Consider the following 20,332-nt stretch of genomic DNA (forward strand, 5'->3'; position numbering starts at 1 on the left):
GTCTGAACATGGAAGAAAAAGCGGCGAACCGGGCGATGCTTCGGCATTTCGTGGCCACCGCGTTTTCTTTCGACAAACCGGACCATCTGGCCGTCGCCGTCTCTGGCGGGGGCGACAGTCTGGCACTGTTGCATTTGATGGCGGAATGGGCGGCGGAAGAGCGGGTCAAGCTTGAGGCCGTCACTGTCAATCACGGGCTGCGCCCCGAGGCTGCGCATGAGGCGCAATTCGTCGCCGAAGTGTCCGAGCGCCTCAAAGTCAAACACACAACGCTGAACTGGTCCGGCTATCAAGGCACGGGCAATCTGCAAGACGCGGCGCGGCGGGCGCGCTATCGTCTCATGGCTGACTGGGCCAAGCCGCGCGGCATTTCCACCATCGCCTTGGCGCATACTGCCGACGATCAGGCGGAGACGTTTTTCATGCGTCTGGCGCGGGCTTCCGGCATCGACGGGCTGACGGGGATGCAGCGGCGGCGGGTTTCCGAGGGCATCACTTGGGTGCGGCCCCTGTTGATGCAGGAGCGCTTTGAATTGCGGCAATATCTGCGCGAATTGCGTGCGCCGTGGATCGACGATCCGTCGAATGACGATGAGGCGTTTGAGCGCGTCAAAGCGCGCCGTGCGATGGAAGAACTCACCAAACTGGGCATCGACGTGCATGTGGTGGGCCGGGTGATGGATCATCTGGGGCAGGTGCGTTCGGCGCTGGATTTCGCCACCCATGATCACGCGCTCGATTGCGTGCGTGAAGACCACGGTGATCTGATCATCGATCGTCGCCGGTTTGCCGAAGGCTCGCCCGAAGTGAATCGCCGTCTGTTGGCCGCCGCCCTGCGGTGGATTGCCTCGGCGGAGTATGGCCCAAGGGGGATGAAACTTCAGGAGTTTCTTTCTGCCATGATGCGCGGGCGCGATGCGACGCTGCATGGCGTGCGACTCTTGGGGGGCAAGGACAGTTTTCGTCTGACCCGTGAACATGCCGCCGTGGCGGGTGCCGTGGCTTTGCCGGGGGCGGTCTGGGATGGGCGATGGGTGGTGGAAGGCTTTGAAAACAAGGACTTCATTGTCCGCGCCTTGGGCGAAGACGGGCTTTTGCAACTGGGCGAACGGCCCAAAGATGCGCCGCCTCGCGAAACATTGGGGGCCTCTCCTGCGGTCTTCGACGGCAACACGTTGATTTCGGCGCCGCTTGCGGGCCATGGCGCCGCGCGGGCGCGGTTAATCCACCCGAAAGGTGGTTTCTATACATCGCTTTTATCGCATTGAACTTGGGGCCGGGATGCCTATTTTAAGGGGTAAGCTTCGCGCCCGTGATATGCATCATGGGTGCGACCCCAGATTATTTCGAGGAGATCCCCTTGGGCAACGCACGTAATCTCGCCTTCTGGCTCGTGCTTTTGATGCTCGTTCTGGCCCTGTTTCAGGTGCTGGGCGGCAATCAGAACACGATGTCGTCGGAAGTCGTCCCCTATTCCGAATTCATGTCGAAAGTGGATGACGGCACCGTCACCTCTGTCGATATCGATGGTGAGCGGGTGTATTTCACCGGTGCTGACAACCGGCGCAAATACACGATCAACCCGGGCGACGACAGCCTCGTGTCCCAGCTTTTGGAAGAGGGCGTGCAGGTCAAAGGCGAGCCGCAGGAAGAAAGCGGCATCATGCCCTTCGTTCTGTCCTTCCTGCCGATCTTCCTGATCATCGGTGTGTGGATTTATTTCATGAACCGGATGCAGGGCGGCGGCAAAGGCGGTGCGATGGGCTTTGGCAAATCGCGCGCAAAACTCCTGACCGAGAAACAAGGCCGCGTGACCTTTGACGATGTCGCGGGCATTGATGAGGCCAAGGAAGAGCTCGAAGAGATCGTCGAATTCCTGCGCAACCCGCAGAAGTTCTCGGCTCTGGGGGGTAAAATCCCGAAAGGCGCTTTGCTGGTTGGCCCTCCGGGCACGGGTAAGACGCTTTTGGCGCGGGCCATTGCGGGCGAAGCGGGCGTGCCGTTCTTCACCATTTCCGGCTCTGATTTTGTCGAGATGTTCGTGGGCGTCGGCGCAAGCCGCGTGCGCGACATGTTCGAGCAGGCCAAAAAGAATGCACCCTGTATCCTCTTTATCGACGAGATCGACGCCGTGGGTCGTGCCCGTGGCGCCGGTTACGGTGGCGGCAACGACGAGCGCGAACAGACGCTCAACCAGCTGCTGGTCGAGATGGACGGCTTTGAGGCCAACGAAGGCATCATCATCGTGGCCGCGACCAACCGCCGCGACGTGTTGGACCCCGCGCTCCTGCGTCCGGGCCGGTTCGACCGTCAGGTCACCGTGCCGAACCCGGACATCAAAGGCCGCGAGAAAATCCTCAACGTCCACGCGCGCAAAGTGCCGCTGGGCCCGAACGTCGACCTGCGCGTGATCGCGCGCGGCACGCCGGGCTTCTCTGGCGCGGATCTCGCAAACCTCGTGAACGAAGCCGCCTTGATGGCCGCACGGATCGGGCGTCGTCAGGTGACGATGGACGATTTCGAACAGGCCAAGGACAAGGTCATGATGGGCGCCGAGCGCCGCTCCATGGTCTTGACCGACGAGCAAAAGGAAAAGACCGCCTATCACGAAGCGGGCCACGCCATCGTGGGGCTGAAACTGCCGAAATGCGATCCGGTCTATAAGGCGACGATCATCCCGCGCGGTGGGGCTTTGGGCATGGTGATGAGCCTGCCTGAGATGGACAAGTTGCAGATGTTCAAGGACGAGGCGCGTCAGCGCATCGCGATGACCATGGCCGGGAAAGCCGCCGAGATTTTCAAATACGGCGAAGACGAAGTCTCCTCCGGTCCGGTCGGCGACATCCAGCAGGCCTCGCAATTGGCGCGCGCCATGGTGATGCGCTACGGCATGTCGGACAAGGTCGGCAACGTCGACTACGCCGAGGCCGCCGAAGGCTACTCCGGCAACACCGCGGGCTTCTCCGTTTCGGCGCACACCAAAGAGTTGATCGAGGAAGAGGTGAAACGCTTCATCGACGAAGGCTATGCCGAGGCTTACCGGATCATTTCCGAGAATGCCGAGGAATTCGAACGTCTGGCTCTGGGGCTTCTGGAATATGAAACCCTCACCGGCGACGAAATCAAACGCGTGATCGCAGGCAATCCGCCTCAACCGGGCGAAGACGGCGACGGTGGCGCCTCCGGCAAGGGCGAGGATGCACCCTCTGTGACCGCCATTCCGAAGACCAGGAAAAAGCCGAAAAGCGATGGTGGCATGGAGCCGGAACCCACCGCTTGAGTGCTCTGACACATGAGAAAACCGCGTCTCTGATTGAGGCGCGGTTTTTCCTTGTGGCCATTGAAACCGCCCGCATCTTTTCTGCGCGGCATGCACGTGATAAAGCCCAAGAAAAAGGACCTTCCCATGCTCAAACCGCCCAAAGAGATTTCCACCATGGCCGATTTGCGGGTGCAGATCGACCAGATCGACCGTGACCTTCTGGCGCTTTTGGCGCTGCGTCAGGCGCATGTGGATCGTGCGGCGGAGTTGAAGCCGGGGGAGGGGCTTCCGGCGCGCATTGAAGATCGTGTGAAGGATGTTTTGGACAAGGTCGAGGCGGAGGCCGAAAAGGCCGGGTTCGAACCGGCTCTGGCACGTCAGATGTGGGCCTTGATGGTCGATGCCATGATCGCCCGCGAAGAACGTGTGTTAGGGCCGAGTGCCTAACCGCGAGACTTTTTCTTTGGGTTAAATACTCAACAAACGCCCCGTAACAGGGGCGTTTGTGTTTTCAGCGCTGCGCGACATCAATGCGCGAATTCGCTTTCTTCGACGAACATGTTGGCCCAGGCGCGGTCCACCAGTTCGGGCGTCATCTGATAGGGGATGTCCTCGAATTCGCAGATCGAGATCATCTGATCGATCAAGAAGACCGGCTGATAGTTGGCGTAGACATTGTCGATGGTCGGGTATTTCTCTTTCAACAGATAGACCAAAGAGGCCTCATCCAAGGGCATCTTTTTCTTGCGCGCGACCATGGCGAAGATTTTCAGGAACCCCGCCTGATCCGGCCCGTCGATCTTGATCTTGTAGAAAATCCGGCGCAAAGCGGCGGTATCGAAGATCTTGTTCGGGTGGAAGTTGGTCGAGAAAATCACCAGCGTGTCGAAAGGCACTTCGAATTTTTCGCCCGATTGAAGCGCCAGAATATCCTTGCTCTCTTCGAGCGGCACAATCCAACGGTTCACCAGTTTCTGCGGCGGTTCTTCTTGTCGACCAAGGTCGTCGACGATGAAAATCCCGCCGGTGGATTTGAGCTGCAAGGGCGCCTGATAGGTCCGCGCGGTCGGGTTATAGACCAGATCGAGCATGTCGAGCGACAGTTCGCCCCCGGTCACCACCGAAGGCCGCTCACAGCGCACATAGCGCCGATCAAAGCGGTTCGCGGTTTTGCGCAGCGCGTTCGCATCGTCATCCGCATCTTCGCGTTTTACATGCATCAAGGGGTCATAGACCGTGATCACTGAGCCGTTGTACTCAATCGCGCGCGGCACATAGATCAGATCGCCCAAGGCATCGCGAATGCCGTTGGAGATCGAGGATTTCCCGTTCCCCGGCGGCCCGTACATCAGAATCGAGCGCCCGGCGCCCACCGCAGGCCCGAGCTGGTCCAACAGATCGGGCGGCAGGATCAGATGCCCCATCGCGCCCAGCAAGGCATCGCGCGTCACCTTCATGTTGCGCACGGATTGGCGTTTGACCTGTTCGGCGTATTTCTCAAGCGGGATCGGCATGGCGCCGTAATATTCCGACTGGCTGAGCGCGTCCAAGGCGCGCGCTTTGCCGGTGTCCGAGAGGCGAAACCCCATCTCTGAGCCCGCGCCCGCGTGCATCGTCCCCGTGGCTTCGACCATGCCCTGTTCGCGGGCTCTGTCGACCAGATCCTGCGTCACGGAGATCGGCAAAGCCAGCACCTGAGACAGGCGCGAGACCTGTTCGAGGTTGGTGCGGAACATCGTTTTCAACACGATGTCGCGCATCATCACGGGCGACAGACCCGTCTCTTCCGCCCGCCGCGGCTGGACCGGCGCGATCACATTGGGGGTGACTTCCATGTTCATGCTCTGCTCTCTCTATGCGCCTTGCGTGCCTCATGGGGCGACGCGGTGTCTCTTTTGCGCGAGTGTACGAATCCCCGGCGCCAAAGCCAAGATTTTCGGCAGGGTTTTCGACGCTGCCTTTGCAAAACCCAGTGTTTGGCCATAATCTTTCGCAAAAATGAACGAAAGCGATCCGCCATCGCTATGAGCAGCTTTTCGGCGGAATTCGGGGTGTGATTGAGGTGTCGAAACACCTTATACCCGGAAGTGAACGCGCGATGCATGAGGCAGGCAGTATGACAAGAATTTCGGCCGGGAAATATGCGGCATTTCTCGCGGTTTTGATCTGTGTGTTCGGGGGATTCGCTTTGGCGAAATCCGGGCTCTATCTCGACCGGCACGAAGGCGATGCGGCGCATATGATTGAGATTCTGTTGCGCATGCTGGACAGGCAGGTGCCGCATCTCGATTTTTCCACGCCCATCGGGATTTTGGCCTTTTTGCCGATTTTGGCCTTTGCCAAGGCGGGGCTCGGCATGGGCATGGCCTTTATCGCGGCGCAGGTGCTGATCGCCGTGCTTCTGGCGCCGATGGTGCTTTGGGTGGCGGTGTCACGTCTCAGGGGGCTGTCGGCCTGGGTCTTTGGTGCGGTGATCATGGCACTTGTTCTGGCGCTTGTGCATGGTGAAAATGTCACCGCGATTTCTGTGTCGATGTATTACAACCGCTGGGCTTGGGCGGCATCTTTCATCGTGATTTTGCTCGCTGTTCTGCCGCCTCTCGAGGGCCGCAAGGCGCCGCGTCTCGATGGTGTCATCGCGGGGCTGTTGCTGGCGGTTCTGGCCTTGATCAAGCCGACGTATTTCGTGGCCTTCGTCTTGCCTGTGGCGCTCGGGTTCCTCATGCGTGGCGCGATGCGCAGCCTTGTGGCGGGGATCGCGACGGGGCTGGTGGTGGCCGGTGTCATGGTTGCGGTTTACGGCGTCGATTTCTTTCCGGCCTATATCAACGATCTCTTGACCGTCACGCGCTCGGGCACGCGTGCCGCGCCGGGGATGTCGCTGATCGAAGTGATGAATGCGCCGCGGTTCCTAATTGGAAGCCTGAGTTTGATCCTCTCGGTGATCGTCCTGCGTCAGTCGGGGCAGGCCATGGCGGGGCTCTTGCTTTTGCTCCTCGCGCCGGGGTTCATCTATGTGACCTATCAGAATTTCGGCAATGATCCGACCTGGCTGATCCTTTTGTGCCTGTTGCTCATGGCGCAGCGGCCCATGCGGGGCCAGCGCGTGCTGTTCAACGCCGATGCGCGCAACGCGGTCTCTGCTCTGGCGCTGGTGGCCTTTGCTCTGATCGCACCCTCGTTGCAGAACATCGTCACAAGCCCCTTCCGACTTTTCGCGGTGAAGGCCGACGACTATGTGCCGCAATTCGCGACGCGCTCCGAGATCCCGGATATTTTCGTCAAATCCGACCGCACGAGCATGGTCTTGGGGCGCGAGGCGATGGTGGATCGGTATCCCGAGCTTGCCCCCTATGTTATCGAAAACGAACGCTTTGAGGCGGTGACGTTTCTGGGCGAGACGCTGCCGCGCTGTACGCTTCAGGCCGGCGAAGTGGCGCTCCATAGCTATATGGCGGACCGTTTGAAACAGCCGCCGTTCAACTTCCCGCCCGAGAGCGAGTTTTTCGTGGCCGATATTGCCTCGGGCATCTGGATTTTGGGTGGTTTCGCGCCGCTCGAAGGGGGGGCGCCGTGGTATTATTCCGGGGTGCCGGGGATTGAGCATGCCGATGCCATCATCGTCCCGACCTGTCCGATTGATGTCTCGACCCAGCGCCATGCTTTGGAAGCGATTGAGCAGGCCGGGCTGACCCTGCGCCCGCCGCTGCGTGATCCGATGATGCTGGTCTATCCGATTGTGAAGGAGTGAGGGCTTCGCCCTGCCTTCCGCCCAACCTTTAGGGAGTGGCTATCTCTGCTCCTTTGGCGTTTGATCTGGCGTTAAGGTTAATCAGATTAAGGTTAACGCCAGACGAGAGCGTGGGGCGCATATGCGCTTTTCTCAGAGCGCCCTGATCACTGCCGCCAGCACCAGATAGGTCACCATCGTGCCCGTCAGGGCCAGACCCATCGGAAATTTCTTGTGTTCCCAGGACACCCAATCCGGCGTTGCGCGACGAATGGCGGGAATGGCGCGGGCGATGCGATGCGCCACGAAAGCGCCCAAAAGAAAGGCCGCAAACAGCATTAGGACGGCCCCCAAGTCGGAGAAAGGGATGAACATCGACATGGCGACCGCGAATTTGCCGTCGCCTGCGCCGACGCCCAGATAGGCATAGGCGAAAAGCGCCACGACATACATCACCGCCGCATGGGCAAAGCCCCAGAGATATTGATCGAAAGGCAAGAGAAACGGCCCCATGACCACATAGATCGCGGCCAGGGCCATCACGACCGCATTGGGCAATTTCATGCGTTTCAGATCATTGAAGGCCGCGACAAAGGACACCACGGCGACCGGCACAAGAAACCAGAGCGCGGCCTGAGGAGACAGGGAAATCATGGTATTCCTCAGCCGTTGCTGACGTTGGCCTCAAGCGCGCGGAGCGAGCGCACGGCGGCTTCGAAATGCTGCGGATGGGTGTCGATCGCGTCCTTGATCAGACCCTTGCCGATGGCGACATCGCCCGCTTTCACGGCCGCAAGACCCAGCGTGTACAAGAGCTGAGCGCGTTCGGTCTGGGACATTTCCATCACCGGCAGGTCGTATTTGCCCTGCGCGCCACGGGCCAGAATGAGGTTGTTTTTGGCGGTGAAAAGCGAGGGATCGTAGGTGATCGCTTGGGCAAACAGCTTTTCAGCCTCTTTATATTCGCCCCGCGTCAGTTTCGAATAGCCCCAGTTGTTGAGCACGCCAGAGGGGCGCGTGGTCAGACCCGCGGCGGTCTGGTAGAAACTGTCGGCGTTTTTCCATTCCTGATTGCTGTCGGCGATCATCGCCTCCAAGCGATAGCGTTTGTAGGTTTCATGGGTCGGCGGCACGCTGTCGAGTTCCGCTTCGGCCTGTTTCCATTCGCCGGTGCGAATGAGCGCGTCGGCATAGTCCACACGGTCGTCACTGGTCGCCTCTTTATGGCCGACAACGGCTTTCCATGCGGAGACGGCCGCGTCGTTTTGGCCTGCGCGGATCAAGGATTGCGCAAGACCGCGGCGCAGGTCTATGCGGTCCGGGTTTTCGCCAACGGCGCGCGAGAAATAAGACACGGCTTCGGCCGGATCGGCGGCGTTCAGCATGATGTCCGAGAGCCCGGTGCCATCGATGGCATTCACAGAGGTGTCGGCCCGGCGGACATCACCGCCAAAGGGTTTCTGACATGCCGAAAGGGCGACAGTGCCCATCAGCGCGAGCGTGATCACGGTCTGCTTGCGCAGGAAAATAGGGGTCATGATGTTGGTCATGGGTGCCTGCCACCTCTTGTCTGCTCGGGCGTCTGAGGATTGATCCTCGTGGCTTTGCGCCTTTTGACCCGGTTTGCCTCATCTCTGGTCTCGCCTTGTTTTTGACGTCCGGCCCGTTTTCGGGTCTCTGGCCGTCTCAGCGCGCAAGGATCAGATATTCTCCCGTCCCGCGTCGCACCAAGGTGAAATTGCTCTCGTAGGGCTCACTATACTCAGGATTTTCGAGTTTAGCGAGTGCCAAGCGCAAATTCTCGCGAATTTCGGCAGATTGGCCACTGTCGAGCGCGAAGGCGGTGCGGAACACCCGTTCAGCTTCGCCAAACTCGTTCTGCTCCATCAAAATGACCCCCAGATTGTTCCAGGCGGGCACGAAAGTGTCGTCAAGTTCGACGGCGCGGCGCAGGTCCGCTTCGGCCTGTCCCAATCGCCCGAGGCGAAGCTTGGCAGAGCCGATGGCGGAAAGCGTGTCGACCGTCATGCCATGATGCGCGGCGGCGCGGTAATAGGCCTTGAGCGCAAGCTCATATTCGCCAGCCGCCATCAACCTGTGACCGACGATGAGGCCGTCGACGGATCGCTCAGAGGCATCGACGCCCGCGGGGGCATAGGCCCCGGTATCGCGAAGCGGTTTCAGCCCGCCGTCCTGGCAGGCGGCCAGAAGAGAGAGGCCCATGAGAAAGACGTAAGGCGCGGGCCCGAAGGCCGCGCGCGAAAATCGTGGAGACATGATGTCCCTTGCTGTTGTCTCGCCGGTGAGGCCGATGATCCGAAGATCAGAAGCTGTTCTCACCGAGCATGATGTAGATGTCATACACCGACGGGCCGATCAGAATGATCAGAAGCGGCGGCACGGTCAGCATCATTGTGGCAAGGGTCATCTTGGTAGGCAACTTGTTTGCAGCCTCTTCGGCGCGCATCACGCGTTTATCTCGCATTTCTGCAGCATAAATCCGAAGCGCGTCGGCGATCGAGGTGCCGAATTGCTGCGACTGGATCAGAACGGTGACGAAAGAGGCCACATCGGGCACGCCACAGCGTTCGGCCATGTCCTTGAGCACGATGGATTTGTCCTTGCCGGCCTTGATCTCATAGGAGACGATTTCGAACTCATCGGCCAGCGCCGGAAAGCCGGAGCGGATTTCTTTCGAAACGCGGATGATGGCCTGATCCAGAGATTGCCCGGCCTCGACGCAGACGAGCATCAAATCGAGCGCGTCCGGGAAGCCGTTGATGATCTCTTCCTTGCGGGTCTCGACCCGACGCGTGACCCAGTATTTCGGCAACATATACCCGATCGTCGCGGGCAGAAGCACGGTCAGGAACAGGGATTTCGGGGTCATTTCCTGTTCGGAGGATTTCATCAGCGCATAGATCAGACCAAACCCCAGCGCACTCAGACCCATCGCGAATTGCGCAAAGTGGAACATGCGCACGGCGTTTTTCGTCCGATACCCCGCCTGAATCATCTTGAGCTGGGCGGCGGAGTATTCTTCTTCGTTCTGGGGCTCGAGGAAGGCGGAATATTTCTCGAGCTTGGCGCCTTTCTTGTTGTCGTAACGCAGCTTGGCCGGGGATTTTCCCTTGGCGGTAGCCTTGGTCGACTGGGTTTGTTCGCGCAGGCGATCCATCGGGTCGCGTTTCTTTTTCAAAAGCACCGGCAGGGTGAAGAGGATCAACACGGCGCCCAATGTGCCCATCAGGATCAGCGGGCCGAAGGGGCCAAGTTGTTCGCCCAGGATGGAAGAAAACAGCTCTTGCATGATCGGTGTCCTTTCCGTCTCAGACCTTGATGTTCACGAGGCTTTTCATCACGAAGAGATTCGCAACGAGGAAGCCGCCGACGACCAGACAGGCGGGAATGAAGGCCGGCGTGCCTTTGACCGTGTCGTAATAATCGGGTTTCGCCAGCGAGATCGCCAAAAGCGCCAAAAGCGGGAAGCCAGACAGGAAGTTGCCGGACCATTTTGCCTCGGCGGTGATCGCCTTGACCCGGCGGAACAGTTTGAAGCGCGAGCGGATCACTTTCGACAGACCGTCGAGCACCTCGGCGAGGTTGCCGCCCGATTGCTGTTGGATCGCCACGGCCACCGCGAGGAAGCGCAAATCCTGCATGTCGAGCCGTTCGGCCATGTCTTTGAGAGCTTCGCCCACGTCGCGACCATAGGCGCTTTCATCCGCGATGACGCCCATTTCGGTGCCGAGAGGGTCGGGGACCTCCTTGGCGACGATGTTGAGCGCGTTGGAGAACGGGTGGCCGACGCGCAGGCTGCGCACCATCAATTCGACCGCATCAGGGAGCTGTTCCTCGATAAGCGCGAGGCGTTTCTTGGCCTTGGTCTGAATCCAGACGTAAACCGCGCCGATGCCCATGGCGATGGAGACCACCACACGGATCGGCATCGAGGCGGCGGTGCCAATCGAGAGACCGACAAAGGCGACCATGCCCAACAGCCCCATCACCAGCAAAAGCTGTAGCGGGGAGAAGGCGATATTGGCCTTTTGCGCCTTTTCAGCCAGTACGGAATAGAGCGGGACCTTGCGCGATTTGAGGTGTTGGCTCATCTCCTTGCGGAGCTGGTTGAGCACCTCTTCGCGGTCGCCCGTGCCCTTTTCCAAAAGCTCGTAACGGCGGTTGACCCGCGAATTCAGCGAGATCGACTTGCCGAACACCGTCAGGTAAATGCCTTCGACCAAGGCAAGCACCGCGACGAAAATCACGATGTAAATGACGGGTTCCATAGAAATGACCATGATCGTCGTCCTCTCTTAACGCGGGTTTGTCGGCTCGAAGAGCGACGGCGGCAAATCGTAACCCCACATGCGGAAGCGTTCGGAATAATGGCTCCGCACGCCGGTCGCGGTGAAATGACCGATGATTTTATTGTCAGGCGTCAGCCCGGTGCGTTGGAAGCGAAAGACTTCCTGCATCGAAATCACATCGCCTTCCATGCCGGTTACCTCGGTGATCGAAACCATGCGGCGCGAACCGTCTTGCAGACGCGAAGCCTGCACGATCAGGTTCACAGCCGAGGAGATTTGCGAGCGCACGGCTTTCAAAGGCATCTCGATCCCGGCCATGGCGATCATGTTTTCCAGACGCGACACGCCATCGCGCGCGGAGTTGGCGTGAATCGTGGTCATCGACCCGTCGTGGCCGGTGTTCATGGCCTGCAACATGTCGATCACCTCTTCACCACGGGTTTCCCCCACGATGATCCGGTCCGGACGCATCCGAAGCGCGTTGCGCAAACAGTCGCGCTGGGTCACGGCGCCTTTGCCCTCGACGTTGGCGGGTCGGCTTTCCATTCGACCGACGTGGGTCTGTTGCAGCTGAAGTTCCGCCGTATCCTCGATCGTGAGGATGCGTTCGTCATTGTCGATAAAGGAAGACAGCGCGTTCAGCGTCGTGGTTTTCCCGGAGCCCGTACCGCCCGACACAATCACATTGAGACGGGTGGAGACGGCGGCCTGAAGATAGGCGGCCATTTCTTCGGTGAAGGCGCCGAAGCGGACGAGATCGTCGATCCCGAGCTTTTCCTTTTTGAACTTACGAATGGAGACGAGCGAACCGTCCACCGCGACGGGCGGCACCATGGCGTTGAAACGCGACCCGTCCTTGAGACGGGCGTCAACGTAGGGGTTCGATTCATCGACGCGTCGGCCCACGGCGGAGACGATCTTGTCGATGATCCGCAAGAGGTGCTTTTCGTCTTTAAAGGTGATGTCGGACAGTTCGAGTTTACCGGCGCGTTCGACGAAAATCTGTTGCGGGCCGTTGACCAGAATATCGTTGACGCTTTCGTCTTTCAAAAGCGGCTCAAGGGGCCCGAGACCACGCACCTCATCGTAGAGGTCCTGGTTCAGGGTGATCCGTTCATCGCGGTTGAGCACCAGCCCCTGATCGGCCAGAAACTCGGCGGTGATGTCGGAAATCTCGGATCTGAGGTCCTTTTCCGCAGCGGTTTCAAGGGCTGAGAGGTTGAGGTCTTCGAGAAGACGCTTGTGCATCTCCACTTTGATTTCGCTGAGACGCTCCTTGCGGCGGCGTTCCTTGTCCATCGGCGTCGGCTGGGCCGCGCGGCTGGTCGGTTTCTGTGCGGGCGCCGCAGCTTTGACGGGCTTTGCGGCCTTGGGCTCAGGGTTCGCCTGAGCACTTGGCGCGGCCGTCGCCGCGACGGGCGCCGCCTTTTGGGTCTCTGACTTCTTATATCGCGAAAACATCTGTCTCTTACCTCATTTGGCCCACCGAGGCGGGACCTTGCGGGACCTTATTGTGCGGCCTCAAGCTGTTCGGTCTGGCGGGCGTGCAAGGAGGCGGCCAGTTTGTGGATCTCCTTGCGCAGCGGGTTTTTCGTGGCTTCAAGCCCCAAAGGCATGCCCTGATCGCAGGCCTCGCGCACTGGGCGACCGCCGTCGGGGAATTGCACCTCGATGGCAATCTCGAGGTTTTCCGCCATGCGTTTGATCCGCGCCTTGGCCGAGAGGTCCATCCCTTTGGGCGCACGGTTCAACAGGAAGCGCATCTTTTCGAACGGCAGTTCCTCGGCCCGCAGCGCATTGCGCAGGCGCAGAATGTTCTGCGCCGAGCGCAGATCGAGCTCGATGGGCGCGAAATAGAATTCTGCCGCGGTCAGAACGGTCTCGGTCCAGGCCACCAGCGTCGTCGGCATATCGACGATCACATAGTCGAAATGCGCCCGCGCCTTGTCGAGCAGGCGCTCGACATCGACGGGTTCGATGAAGTCGAGCGGCAAGACCTCCGTCGGCGCGGTCAGCACCGACAGCTTGTCGTTGAAATTCATCAAGGCGCCCTTGAACACATCGTCGTCCATGCTTTCGGTCGAGGACAGCAATTCATAGACGGCCTCGCGACGCGGGAGATCGAGATAGGTCGAGACCGAACCGAATTGCAGGTTGAGATCGATCAGAAGCACGCGCGGCTGCGGACCTTTCTTTTCGATCGTGGCCAATTCCCAAGCGAGGTTCACGGCAATCGTCGTGGCCCCGGTGCCGCCGGCGATGGAGTGGACAGGCAGGATAATCCCGTTTGCGCCGCCGTGTTTTGCGGGGACGGGCAAGGAGGCCTCGATGAAATCGACCGCGGGCACTTTGCGCGGGGCGTTCAGCCGCTCGATCGCATCGTGGAGTGCCTGCTCCGGAAGCGGGTAGGGGATGAAATCCTCAGCGCCCAGTTGCAAAAGCTGGTGCAGCGCCATCGGCGAGACCTCGTCGGCGATCAGGATCACCTTGATGCCCTGAACCTTGGCCGATTTGATCAGGTCGGCGATCATCGCCAAAAGGCTTTCGTCTTCCTGATCGAGGGCAATGGCCACGAATTTCAGACCGCCGCTCTCCGGTTGCCGGAAAAATTGTCGCGCATCTTCAAAGGAAAGATCGCCCCAGGCTTCGCCCAGTTCGCTCTCCATATCCTCGATCAGAAGATCGAAATTCTGTACGTCCCGGCTGATCGTACAGGCAACCAGCGGGGCCGGGTCGTTTTGCAATAGAGCTTCACTCGTCATTGCTCAAAGCGTCCTTTTACTCGAACGCCAGGATCCATTTTTCGCCAAGTCTTTGAAAGATAAAGACCCAACACCCCATTTCCCCTGGCGCGTCTGCCCGACTCACAGGTCGGACATACTGCTCCCATTGGGGGTAAGGTGCCGGGCAACTGGGGCAACAATAGGGCCGAAATCGCGTAATAATTCGCTAATCTGGGACGATATGAACGCGAATGGGGCCAAACCCGCGCAGGTTTGGCCCCATTGTTCATATTGAGTGCTGTGTCGAGAAACTCTTTAGTCGCCCGGGTTGATCTCACGGCTGCCGAAATCGACCAGATCGGACGGGGCCGTGGCGCTTTCGATATATTCGCGGTGAATGATCTCGGCGTAACGGCTGTCCATCACGAGGTTCGAGTTTTCGACGAAGCCCGAGACTTCGGTGACCGTGCGGCGGTTTTTGCGTTCCGGGTCCTGGGTCACGATGAGCGGCTGGGTTTCGCCGTAGGAGACCATCGCCTCGAGACGCGAGCGCGAAATGCCGTTGCGGGCCAGTTCGGCGACGACGGCTTTTGCGCGGCGCAGGCCGAGCGATTTGTTATAGGCGGGCGAGCCGACGAGATCGGTGTGGCCGTAGACGCGGAAGCGGACTTCGGGGAATTGCGCCATGAAATGCGCCTGTTTGCGGATCGCATCTCGTGCCACGCCATCGAGCACCGCGGAGTTGAATTCAAAATTCACGGTGGCCGGAACCTGCGAGGCAAAGCGTTCGTTCAGGTCGATCACGTAGCTCAGCTGACCGGTCTGAACCAACGTGTTGTTCATGGTCGCATTGCCGAAAGTGCCGCTGTCGAGATAGCCGCCGGCCTCTTGGAACCAAGAAGAGCCTGCCGGTTGATCGGAGCACGCGCCAAGCGCCAAAAGGGCAGAGGCGGCGAGGGTCAGTTTCAAAGTATCCCGCATGTCCTTACTCCATCACATAGCCATAGGACCCGGAGAAGTCCTGTTTCGCAACTTCGGCAGCGCTGCCGGATTGCGGCGCGGAGGTACCGCCAAAGGTTTTGCCAAAGAGGAACAAATCGCTCTCGGTCGGGATTTTGACGCGATCCGTCGGCAGGGCCAGAGCCAGACCGTTGGTCGGCGTCACCAGATGCGGGGTGACGATGATCACCAGCTCGGATTGACGGCGCGAATAATCGGTGGAGCGGAACAGTGCCCCCAGAACCGGGATGTCGCCCAACCACGGCACCTGACCGACGAGATCTTCGAAGTCGTCCTGCAAGAGGCCCGCGATGGCAAAGCTCTGGCCATCACGCAGCTCGACTGTGGTGGAGGTTTCACGACGTTTGAACGAGTTCAGCGTAAAGCCATCTACCGAGTAGTTGACGGTCGAGTCGATCCCGGAAACGGCGGCGCGCATTTCAAGGTTGATCTGATCGCCATTGACCACGCGGGGCACGAACTCAAGTTCCACACCGAAGGGTTTGAAGTCGATGTAAATGCCGTCCTCGCTGGACACCGGGATCGGATATTCGCCACCGGCGAGGAATTTGGCCTGTTGGCCGGACAGTGCCGTCAGATTCGGCTCGGCCAACGTACGGACGAGGCCTTTTTCTTCCATGGCTTCAAGCAGGACAGAAAGCTGGGTGTTGCCGATTGATCCGCCGATGTTCAGTGCGCCGAGAGTTCCCTCGCTCACCGTGACGCCGCCGTTTTGCGCAATCGCCGCGGCAGAGTTGTTTGCGCTCAGCCAAGTGCCGCTGGACCCGGCAACATTCGTGCTGGCGATGCCGATGGAGGAAGACAGGTTCTTGGACACAGAACGCGTCATTTCGGCGAAACGCACTTTCAGCATCACCTGCTGGGTGCCGCCGATGTTCAACAGGTTGGACACGCGACCCGGCGCATAGCGCTCGGCGAGTTCGACAGCGCGTTCCATCATGGTGACCGAGGAAATAACGCCCGACAGCACGATGCCGTCATTGGCGGTGCGCACCTCGATCGTTTCGTTCGGCATGATCTGACGCAGGCGTTCCTTGAACTCGGTCACATCCGGGGTGACCTGCACTTGAACGTTGGTGATCAGCGAGCCGTTCGGCGCCAAAAGCGTGATCGTCGTCAGGCCGGGGGTGCGGCCCAGGACGTAGATCGTGCGATCCGACAGGGTGGAAATATCCGCAATCTCTGCGTTGGCGACCGAGATCTCTGCGAAGGGTTCGTCGCTTTCGACCACCACGGCGCGGTTCATCGGAACGTTCAGAACGCCCGAAGGAGACCCGGTCATAACACGGAGTTTGTCTGCAAACGCCCCATGGGGTGCTGCACCGATTAGGGCACACCCGACGAGGGCGGCCTTGAACATATTCAACATTTTCATGTGATCCTGCCTCTGATCGACCACGCCTCAAGAACGGACTCTGACGGTCCAATTGTCTTCGAACATGCGGTAAATTAACTTTTTTTGCAATAATCAATCTCTTGGGCGTTGTTTGTGATGTGGATAAGTCACAAGGTCAAAATGACTGGCTTTGTTCGGGATGGTGAATGGTTTGGGCCAAGTCTTTGATGTGAATTCATAAAAAACGAATGCGCCAAACCCGATGCAGGTTTGGCGCAAACAGTGTAAATTCGAATCCCGGCAGGGACGGTTTTGCCGGTTTTTTAGTCTGCGCAGGGGATCTGGGTCACGATTATCTCGCCGCCCTTGCGGGTGCGGATCGTGCAGACTTCTTCGCTTGGCGCCTCGACATATTCCTGCTCTTCGATGCCCAAAAGCGTGTTCTTGTCGATCTCGACACCGGCCACGACTGTGTCGTCATCGCGTCCGACCAGCGCCAGGGACAGGCGCCCGGTGCTTTGCGCCGTGGCCAGGGCGGCGACTTCTGTCGGGGTCGCCTCGACGGTCACGGTGCGGGCGATCACGGTGGTCTGGCGTTCTTCGTCGGCGGATTGGTCGACGGCGACCAGCGGCATGGAGGATTGGATCAGCTTTGTGGTTTCGCTCGCGGCGTTCGGCAGACGGCCGGTCCAATAGACATCGACACGGTCGCCGGGGCGCAACAGGCCCGAAACGCCTGAGCTGACGTCCACTCGGATGGCAAAGGCACGCATGCCCTTAGACAGGCGAGCCGCAACACCGGCCTTTTCACCCGGACGTGTGACTTTCGCGCCCATGAGCGGCTCCATCGGCTCGATGGTGCGCAGAGCAGCGCGCAGCACGTCGGGGCCTTCCGGGAAAAGCTGTTCTTCGGTCATAAAGGGCTGGGCGGGGATGGCGTCCACCGGCCAAAGCACTTTTTTCACCTTTTCCGGCAGGATCGGTTCGCCATAGGTCAGTTGTTCGAGGGCAACGTAAATTTCTTCGGTCTGGACGGAAGAGGAGCGCATGGCCTTCTCCCGGTCAAGCTCTGCCTGATATGTCGACAGGTAGCCCCGCGTCATATGAACGGCAAATCCCGCCAGTGCGACCCCGATGACGAGGACCAATCCGAAAATGATACGCATAACAGTCGTCCCTTTCTTGCGGAGGACAGATTTCTCCCCTCGCGATACACTCTTAACTTTTCAGTCAAATAAGGCATTTCGGTGGTGCCAAGGCGGCGCTGGCATGAATTTTTGCATATTCCGGAACAAACCCCCCGATTTGCGCGGGCTGTTCTCGATCTGTCGAGATGGGCCGATATGCTCTGCCGCGATGGCACAGGTGGCGTTTTCAAACGCAGCCTTCACCACAGGAAAACCGCGCCTCCCAGTGAAGACGCGGTTTTTGTATCTTGCTCGGTCCGTGTGGACCGCGCAGAGATTAGTAGGTGACCACCGTGCGGGACATCAGATCGGCGGAGATTTTGTCGCCGAGTGCGGTGGTGCCGTTGGACACGGTGGTCAGAACGGCAATGCCAAGGCCGACGACGGCAGCAGTGAGCACGACCCAGTCAACGGTCACAGCGCCGTCTTCGTCACGTTTGAAGCGATTTGCGAGTTTGAAGAATTTCATCAGTCTACTCCGAATTTGGAATACAGTGGGATTAGTAGGTGACCACAGTGCGGGACATCAGATCGGCGGAGATTTTGTCGCCGAGGGCAGTGGTGCCGCTGGAAACGGAGGCCAGAACGGCAATGGCGAGGCCGACGATGGCAGAGGTCAGCACAACCCAGTCAACGGTCACGGCGCCGTCTTCGTCACGTTTGAAGCGATTTGCGAGATTGAAGAATTTCATTAGTTTACCCTCCGAGGATATGTTTCAGCTCAGTTTTTCCACGTCTTAGCGTTTGGAGCACTTGCCGTTTCCCTTGGCTGTATCGCTCCGTTGCGCTTTCGATGAGCCTATATGGCCCCCGAACTGGGGCGAGAGTTGGGCAGCATTGGTACGTTTTTGGAAACGCGAAGAAATCCGGGTCATAATTTATTAAGTGTATGATTTTAAATCATAAAAAATTTTAACTATTTTTTGAGAAAATGCTTTTCAAGTGGAAAAACGGTTAATGCGGGCCTTTGATTTATTCTGAATCTCTCTAAATCACTCGCAAAACGTGGTGATTTTTGCGAAACTGGATGCAATTACACTGAAAAGGCCGACCAACAGGCCTGTCATGAGAGCAGTTGCGTATGATTCAAAAGTTTCGATCCGGGGCGCTGTCTCCGATTGTTTTCTCTGTGAGTTTACTCGCCATGGCCTCTGTCGCGCCTGTTTTTGCGCAGGATCAGGGCCAGGAGGCCACGCCCTCCGCCACCGCAGAGGCACAGGTGCCGCCGCCCTGGCCTGAGGTGCGCACCAAGCGTCTTGGCGTGCCGACAGGGGGCGCAGGCAATCTGATCAATGTGCAAATCCGTCCCGGCCCCAAAACCCTCAAAGCCCCGCCTGTGGCCCAAGCCGCCGAGGTGCCCGCGCCGCAAGATCTGATGGACTGGTATTGGACCGCCGTGCCGCATGATCTGGCGGGGGCCGAGGCGTCGCGGTTCGGGGCGGCTTTGGCGGCGCTCGATCTCGATACGAAAAAGATGATTCCTACCCCGTCGTTTCAGCATGTCACCGATCTGGCCAATCGCTACGGTCCGTCGCTCTTGCTGAACTCCATCGGAACGCAGGTCAGCCCGGCCTTGGCGCTTGCGGTGATCGCGGTCGAATCCTCGGGCGATGAGGCGGCGCTCAGCGGGGCAGGGGCGCAGGGTCTCATGCAGCTCATTCCGGCGACGGCAGAGCGTTTTGGCGTCGACGCCACGGACCCCGATCAGAACATCAAGGGCGGCATCGCTTATCTCGATTGGCTGTTGAAAGAGTTCAACGGCGATGTGGCGCTGGCGCTTGCGGGGTATAATGCGGGGGAAAACGCGGTGAAATCCGCGGGCGGTCCGCCGCCCTATGCGGAAACGCGTGCCTATGTGCCCAAGGTGTTGGCCGCTTGGCAGGTGACAAAGCGCCTCTGTGTGACCCAGCCGGAGCTTTATTCAGACGGCTGCGTCTTTGCCACCAACGCGGTGCGGGCGTCCAACTGAAAAGGGGCCCAAAGGGGCTCCTGTGGGGCCCCTGATCTCAACAGGCGTTTAGATCGACATTTTCTTGAAGATGAATTCCGGGATGTGCCGGATGATCAACATGATGTAGCGCCAGAAAAACGGCGTGTAGATCACGTTCTTTTTCTTCGCCACCGCGCGCAGGATGTCTTTCGCCACCGCATCGGGGGAGGCGACGAGGAACATGCCTTCGATGCCCCAGGTCATCGCCGTATCGACAAAGCCCGGTTTCACGGTCACCACATGACCGCCTGCGCGCGTCAGGCGATTGCGCAGACCCGACAGGTAAGTCGCGAATCCCGCTTTGGCTGAACCGTAGACATAGTTTCCAATCCGGCCACGATCCCCGGCGACCGATCCGACGCCTACGACGGTGCCTTGGCCGCGATCTTCCATATGCGGGGCCAACATCGACAGGAAGGTCGCCGGGCCGACATGGCTGTCCTGCACGACGCCTCCGATCAGGCTCGGATCGGCGTCAATTGCGGATTGCTCCGGCATGGAGCCAACGAAGACGGCGCAGTTGATCGCGCCCTCGTTCAGGGCCGCGTGGTCGATGATGGTGGCGAAGGTTGTGCTGTCGCGCGCATCGAAGCGCATGGCGACGGCCTCACATGCTCCACGTGCTTTGCAATCTTCGGCGGAGGCCGTGAGGTCCTCCATGTCGCGACCGCAAAGGATCAGCATAGCGCCCTCTTTCGCCAGCCGCCGCGCCATGGCACGCGCCATCGAAGAGGTCGCGCCGAGGATGATCCAGGTCTGTGCTGTCTGTGTCAT

19 protein-coding genes are annotated in these 20,332 nt (G+C 59.3%); 5 read left to right on the plus strand and 14 right to left on the minus strand.

The window, feature by feature from the left end; genetic code table 11:
- Window positions 1-8: 8 nt before the first annotated feature.
- From tilS to LC094_RS17695, 3 genes are all read left to right on the plus strand, one after another.
- Window positions 9-1,268 carry a tRNA lysidine(34) synthetase TilS gene (gene tilS / locus LC094_RS17685; protein ID WP_226554122.1) on the plus strand — a complete coding sequence of 420 codons (1,260 nt, stop codon included), beginning with the start codon at window positions 9-11 and terminating at the stop codon, window positions 1,266-1,268.
- A 56-nt stretch (window positions 1,269-1,324) separates the two neighbouring features.
- On the plus strand, window positions 1,325-3,280 hold the full coding sequence (gene ftsH, locus LC094_RS17690; RefSeq protein WP_226554123.1) for an ATP-dependent zinc metalloprotease FtsH: 1,956 nt from the start codon (window positions 1,325-1,327) through the stop codon (window positions 3,278-3,280).
- A 126-nt stretch (window positions 3,281-3,406) separates the two neighbouring features.
- A complete protein-coding gene (locus tag LC094_RS17695; RefSeq protein WP_226554124.1) occupies window positions 3,407-3,709 on the plus strand; it encodes a chorismate mutase in 303 nt (100 codons plus the stop codon).
- An 80-nt stretch (window positions 3,710-3,789) separates the two neighbouring features.
- On the opposite strand, the gene LC094_RS17700 is transcribed toward LC094_RS17695, so the two are convergent.
- On the minus strand, window positions 3,790-5,103 hold the full coding sequence (locus LC094_RS17700) for a P-loop NTPase family protein (protein ID WP_226554125.1): 1,314 nt from the start codon (window positions 5,101-5,103) through the stop codon (window positions 3,790-3,792).
- 275 nt (window positions 5,104-5,378) lie between these two features.
- Here LC094_RS17700 and LC094_RS17705 point away from each other — a divergent pair, with 275 nt between their 5' ends.
- Complete coding sequence (locus LC094_RS17705; RefSeq protein ID WP_226554126.1) at window positions 5,379-7,013, plus strand: hypothetical protein; 1,635 nt, start codon at window positions 5,379-5,381, stop codon at window positions 7,011-7,013.
- 132 nt (window positions 7,014-7,145) lie between these two features.
- On the opposite strand, the gene LC094_RS17710 is transcribed toward LC094_RS17705, so the two are convergent.
- The 12 genes from LC094_RS17710 to LC094_RS17765 form a co-directional block, all read right to left on the minus strand.
- Window positions 7,146-7,646, minus strand: coding sequence for an A24 family peptidase (locus tag LC094_RS17710; protein ID WP_226554127.1), 501 nt, complete (start codon window positions 7,644-7,646; stop codon window positions 7,146-7,148).
- 8 nt (window positions 7,647-7,654) lie between these two features.
- Complete coding sequence (locus LC094_RS17715) at window positions 7,655-8,530, minus strand: tetratricopeptide repeat protein (protein WP_226554128.1); 876 nt, start codon at window positions 8,528-8,530, stop codon at window positions 7,655-7,657.
- 148 nt (window positions 8,531-8,678) lie between these two features.
- Window positions 8,679-9,269: a tetratricopeptide repeat protein gene (locus LC094_RS17720; protein WP_226554129.1), complete on the minus strand. Its 591-nt coding sequence runs from the start codon at window positions 9,267-9,269 to the stop codon at window positions 8,679-8,681.
- A gap of 46 nt (window positions 9,270-9,315) precedes the next feature.
- Window positions 9,316-10,302 (minus strand): type II secretion system F family protein, encoded by a 987-nt coding sequence (locus LC094_RS17725; RefSeq protein ID WP_226554130.1) that lies wholly within the window; start codon window positions 10,300-10,302, stop codon window positions 9,316-9,318.
- 19 nt (window positions 10,303-10,321) lie between these two features.
- Complete coding sequence (locus LC094_RS17730) at window positions 10,322-11,293, minus strand: type II secretion system F family protein (RefSeq protein WP_226554131.1); 972 nt, start codon at window positions 11,291-11,293, stop codon at window positions 10,322-10,324.
- Between the two features lie 15 nt (window positions 11,294-11,308).
- Window positions 11,309-12,763: a CpaF family protein gene (locus LC094_RS17735; protein WP_226554132.1), complete on the minus strand. Its 1,455-nt coding sequence runs from the start codon at window positions 12,761-12,763 to the stop codon at window positions 11,309-11,311.
- Window positions 12,764-12,810: 47 nt separating this feature from the next.
- Window positions 12,811-14,064 carry an AAA family ATPase gene (locus tag LC094_RS17740; RefSeq protein WP_226554133.1) on the minus strand — a complete coding sequence of 418 codons (1,254 nt, stop codon included), beginning with the start codon at window positions 14,062-14,064 and terminating at the stop codon, window positions 12,811-12,813.
- Between the two features lie 276 nt (window positions 14,065-14,340).
- Complete coding sequence (locus LC094_RS17745) at window positions 14,341-15,006, minus strand: OmpA family protein (protein ID WP_226554134.1); 666 nt, start codon at window positions 15,004-15,006, stop codon at window positions 14,341-14,343.
- Window positions 15,007-15,010: 4 nt separating this feature from the next.
- Window positions 15,011-16,420, minus strand: coding sequence for a type II and III secretion system protein family protein (locus tag LC094_RS17750; protein WP_226554135.1), 1,410 nt, complete (start codon window positions 16,418-16,420; stop codon window positions 15,011-15,013).
- Window positions 16,421-16,704: 284 nt separating this feature from the next.
- Window positions 16,705-17,547, minus strand: coding sequence for a Flp pilus assembly protein CpaB (cpaB, locus tag LC094_RS17755; RefSeq protein ID WP_226554136.1), 843 nt, complete (start codon window positions 17,545-17,547; stop codon window positions 16,705-16,707).
- A gap of 298 nt (window positions 17,548-17,845) precedes the next feature.
- On the minus strand, window positions 17,846-18,037 hold the full coding sequence (locus LC094_RS17760) for a Flp family type IVb pilin (RefSeq protein WP_226554137.1): 192 nt from the start codon (window positions 18,035-18,037) through the stop codon (window positions 17,846-17,848).
- Between the two features lie 31 nt (window positions 18,038-18,068).
- Window positions 18,069-18,260 (minus strand): Flp family type IVb pilin, encoded by a 192-nt coding sequence (locus LC094_RS17765; RefSeq protein WP_226554138.1) that lies wholly within the window; start codon window positions 18,258-18,260, stop codon window positions 18,069-18,071.
- A gap of 437 nt (window positions 18,261-18,697) precedes the next feature.
- Between LC094_RS17765 and LC094_RS17770 the strand changes: the two genes are divergently transcribed.
- Window positions 18,698-19,537, plus strand: coding sequence for a lytic transglycosylase domain-containing protein (locus LC094_RS17770; RefSeq protein ID WP_226554139.1), 840 nt, complete (start codon window positions 18,698-18,700; stop codon window positions 19,535-19,537).
- A 48-nt stretch (window positions 19,538-19,585) separates the two neighbouring features.
- Here the strand turns inward: LC094_RS17770 and LC094_RS17775 are convergent, their stop codons facing one another.
- A complete protein-coding gene (locus tag LC094_RS17775; protein WP_226554140.1) occupies window positions 19,586-20,332 on the minus strand; it encodes an SDR family oxidoreductase in 747 nt (248 codons plus the stop codon).

The sequence above is a fragment of the Celeribacter naphthalenivorans genome, from assembly GCF_020524585.1.
GTDB classification, from domain to species: domain Bacteria; phylum Pseudomonadota; class Alphaproteobacteria; order Rhodobacterales; family Rhodobacteraceae; genus Celeribacter; species Celeribacter naphthalenivorans.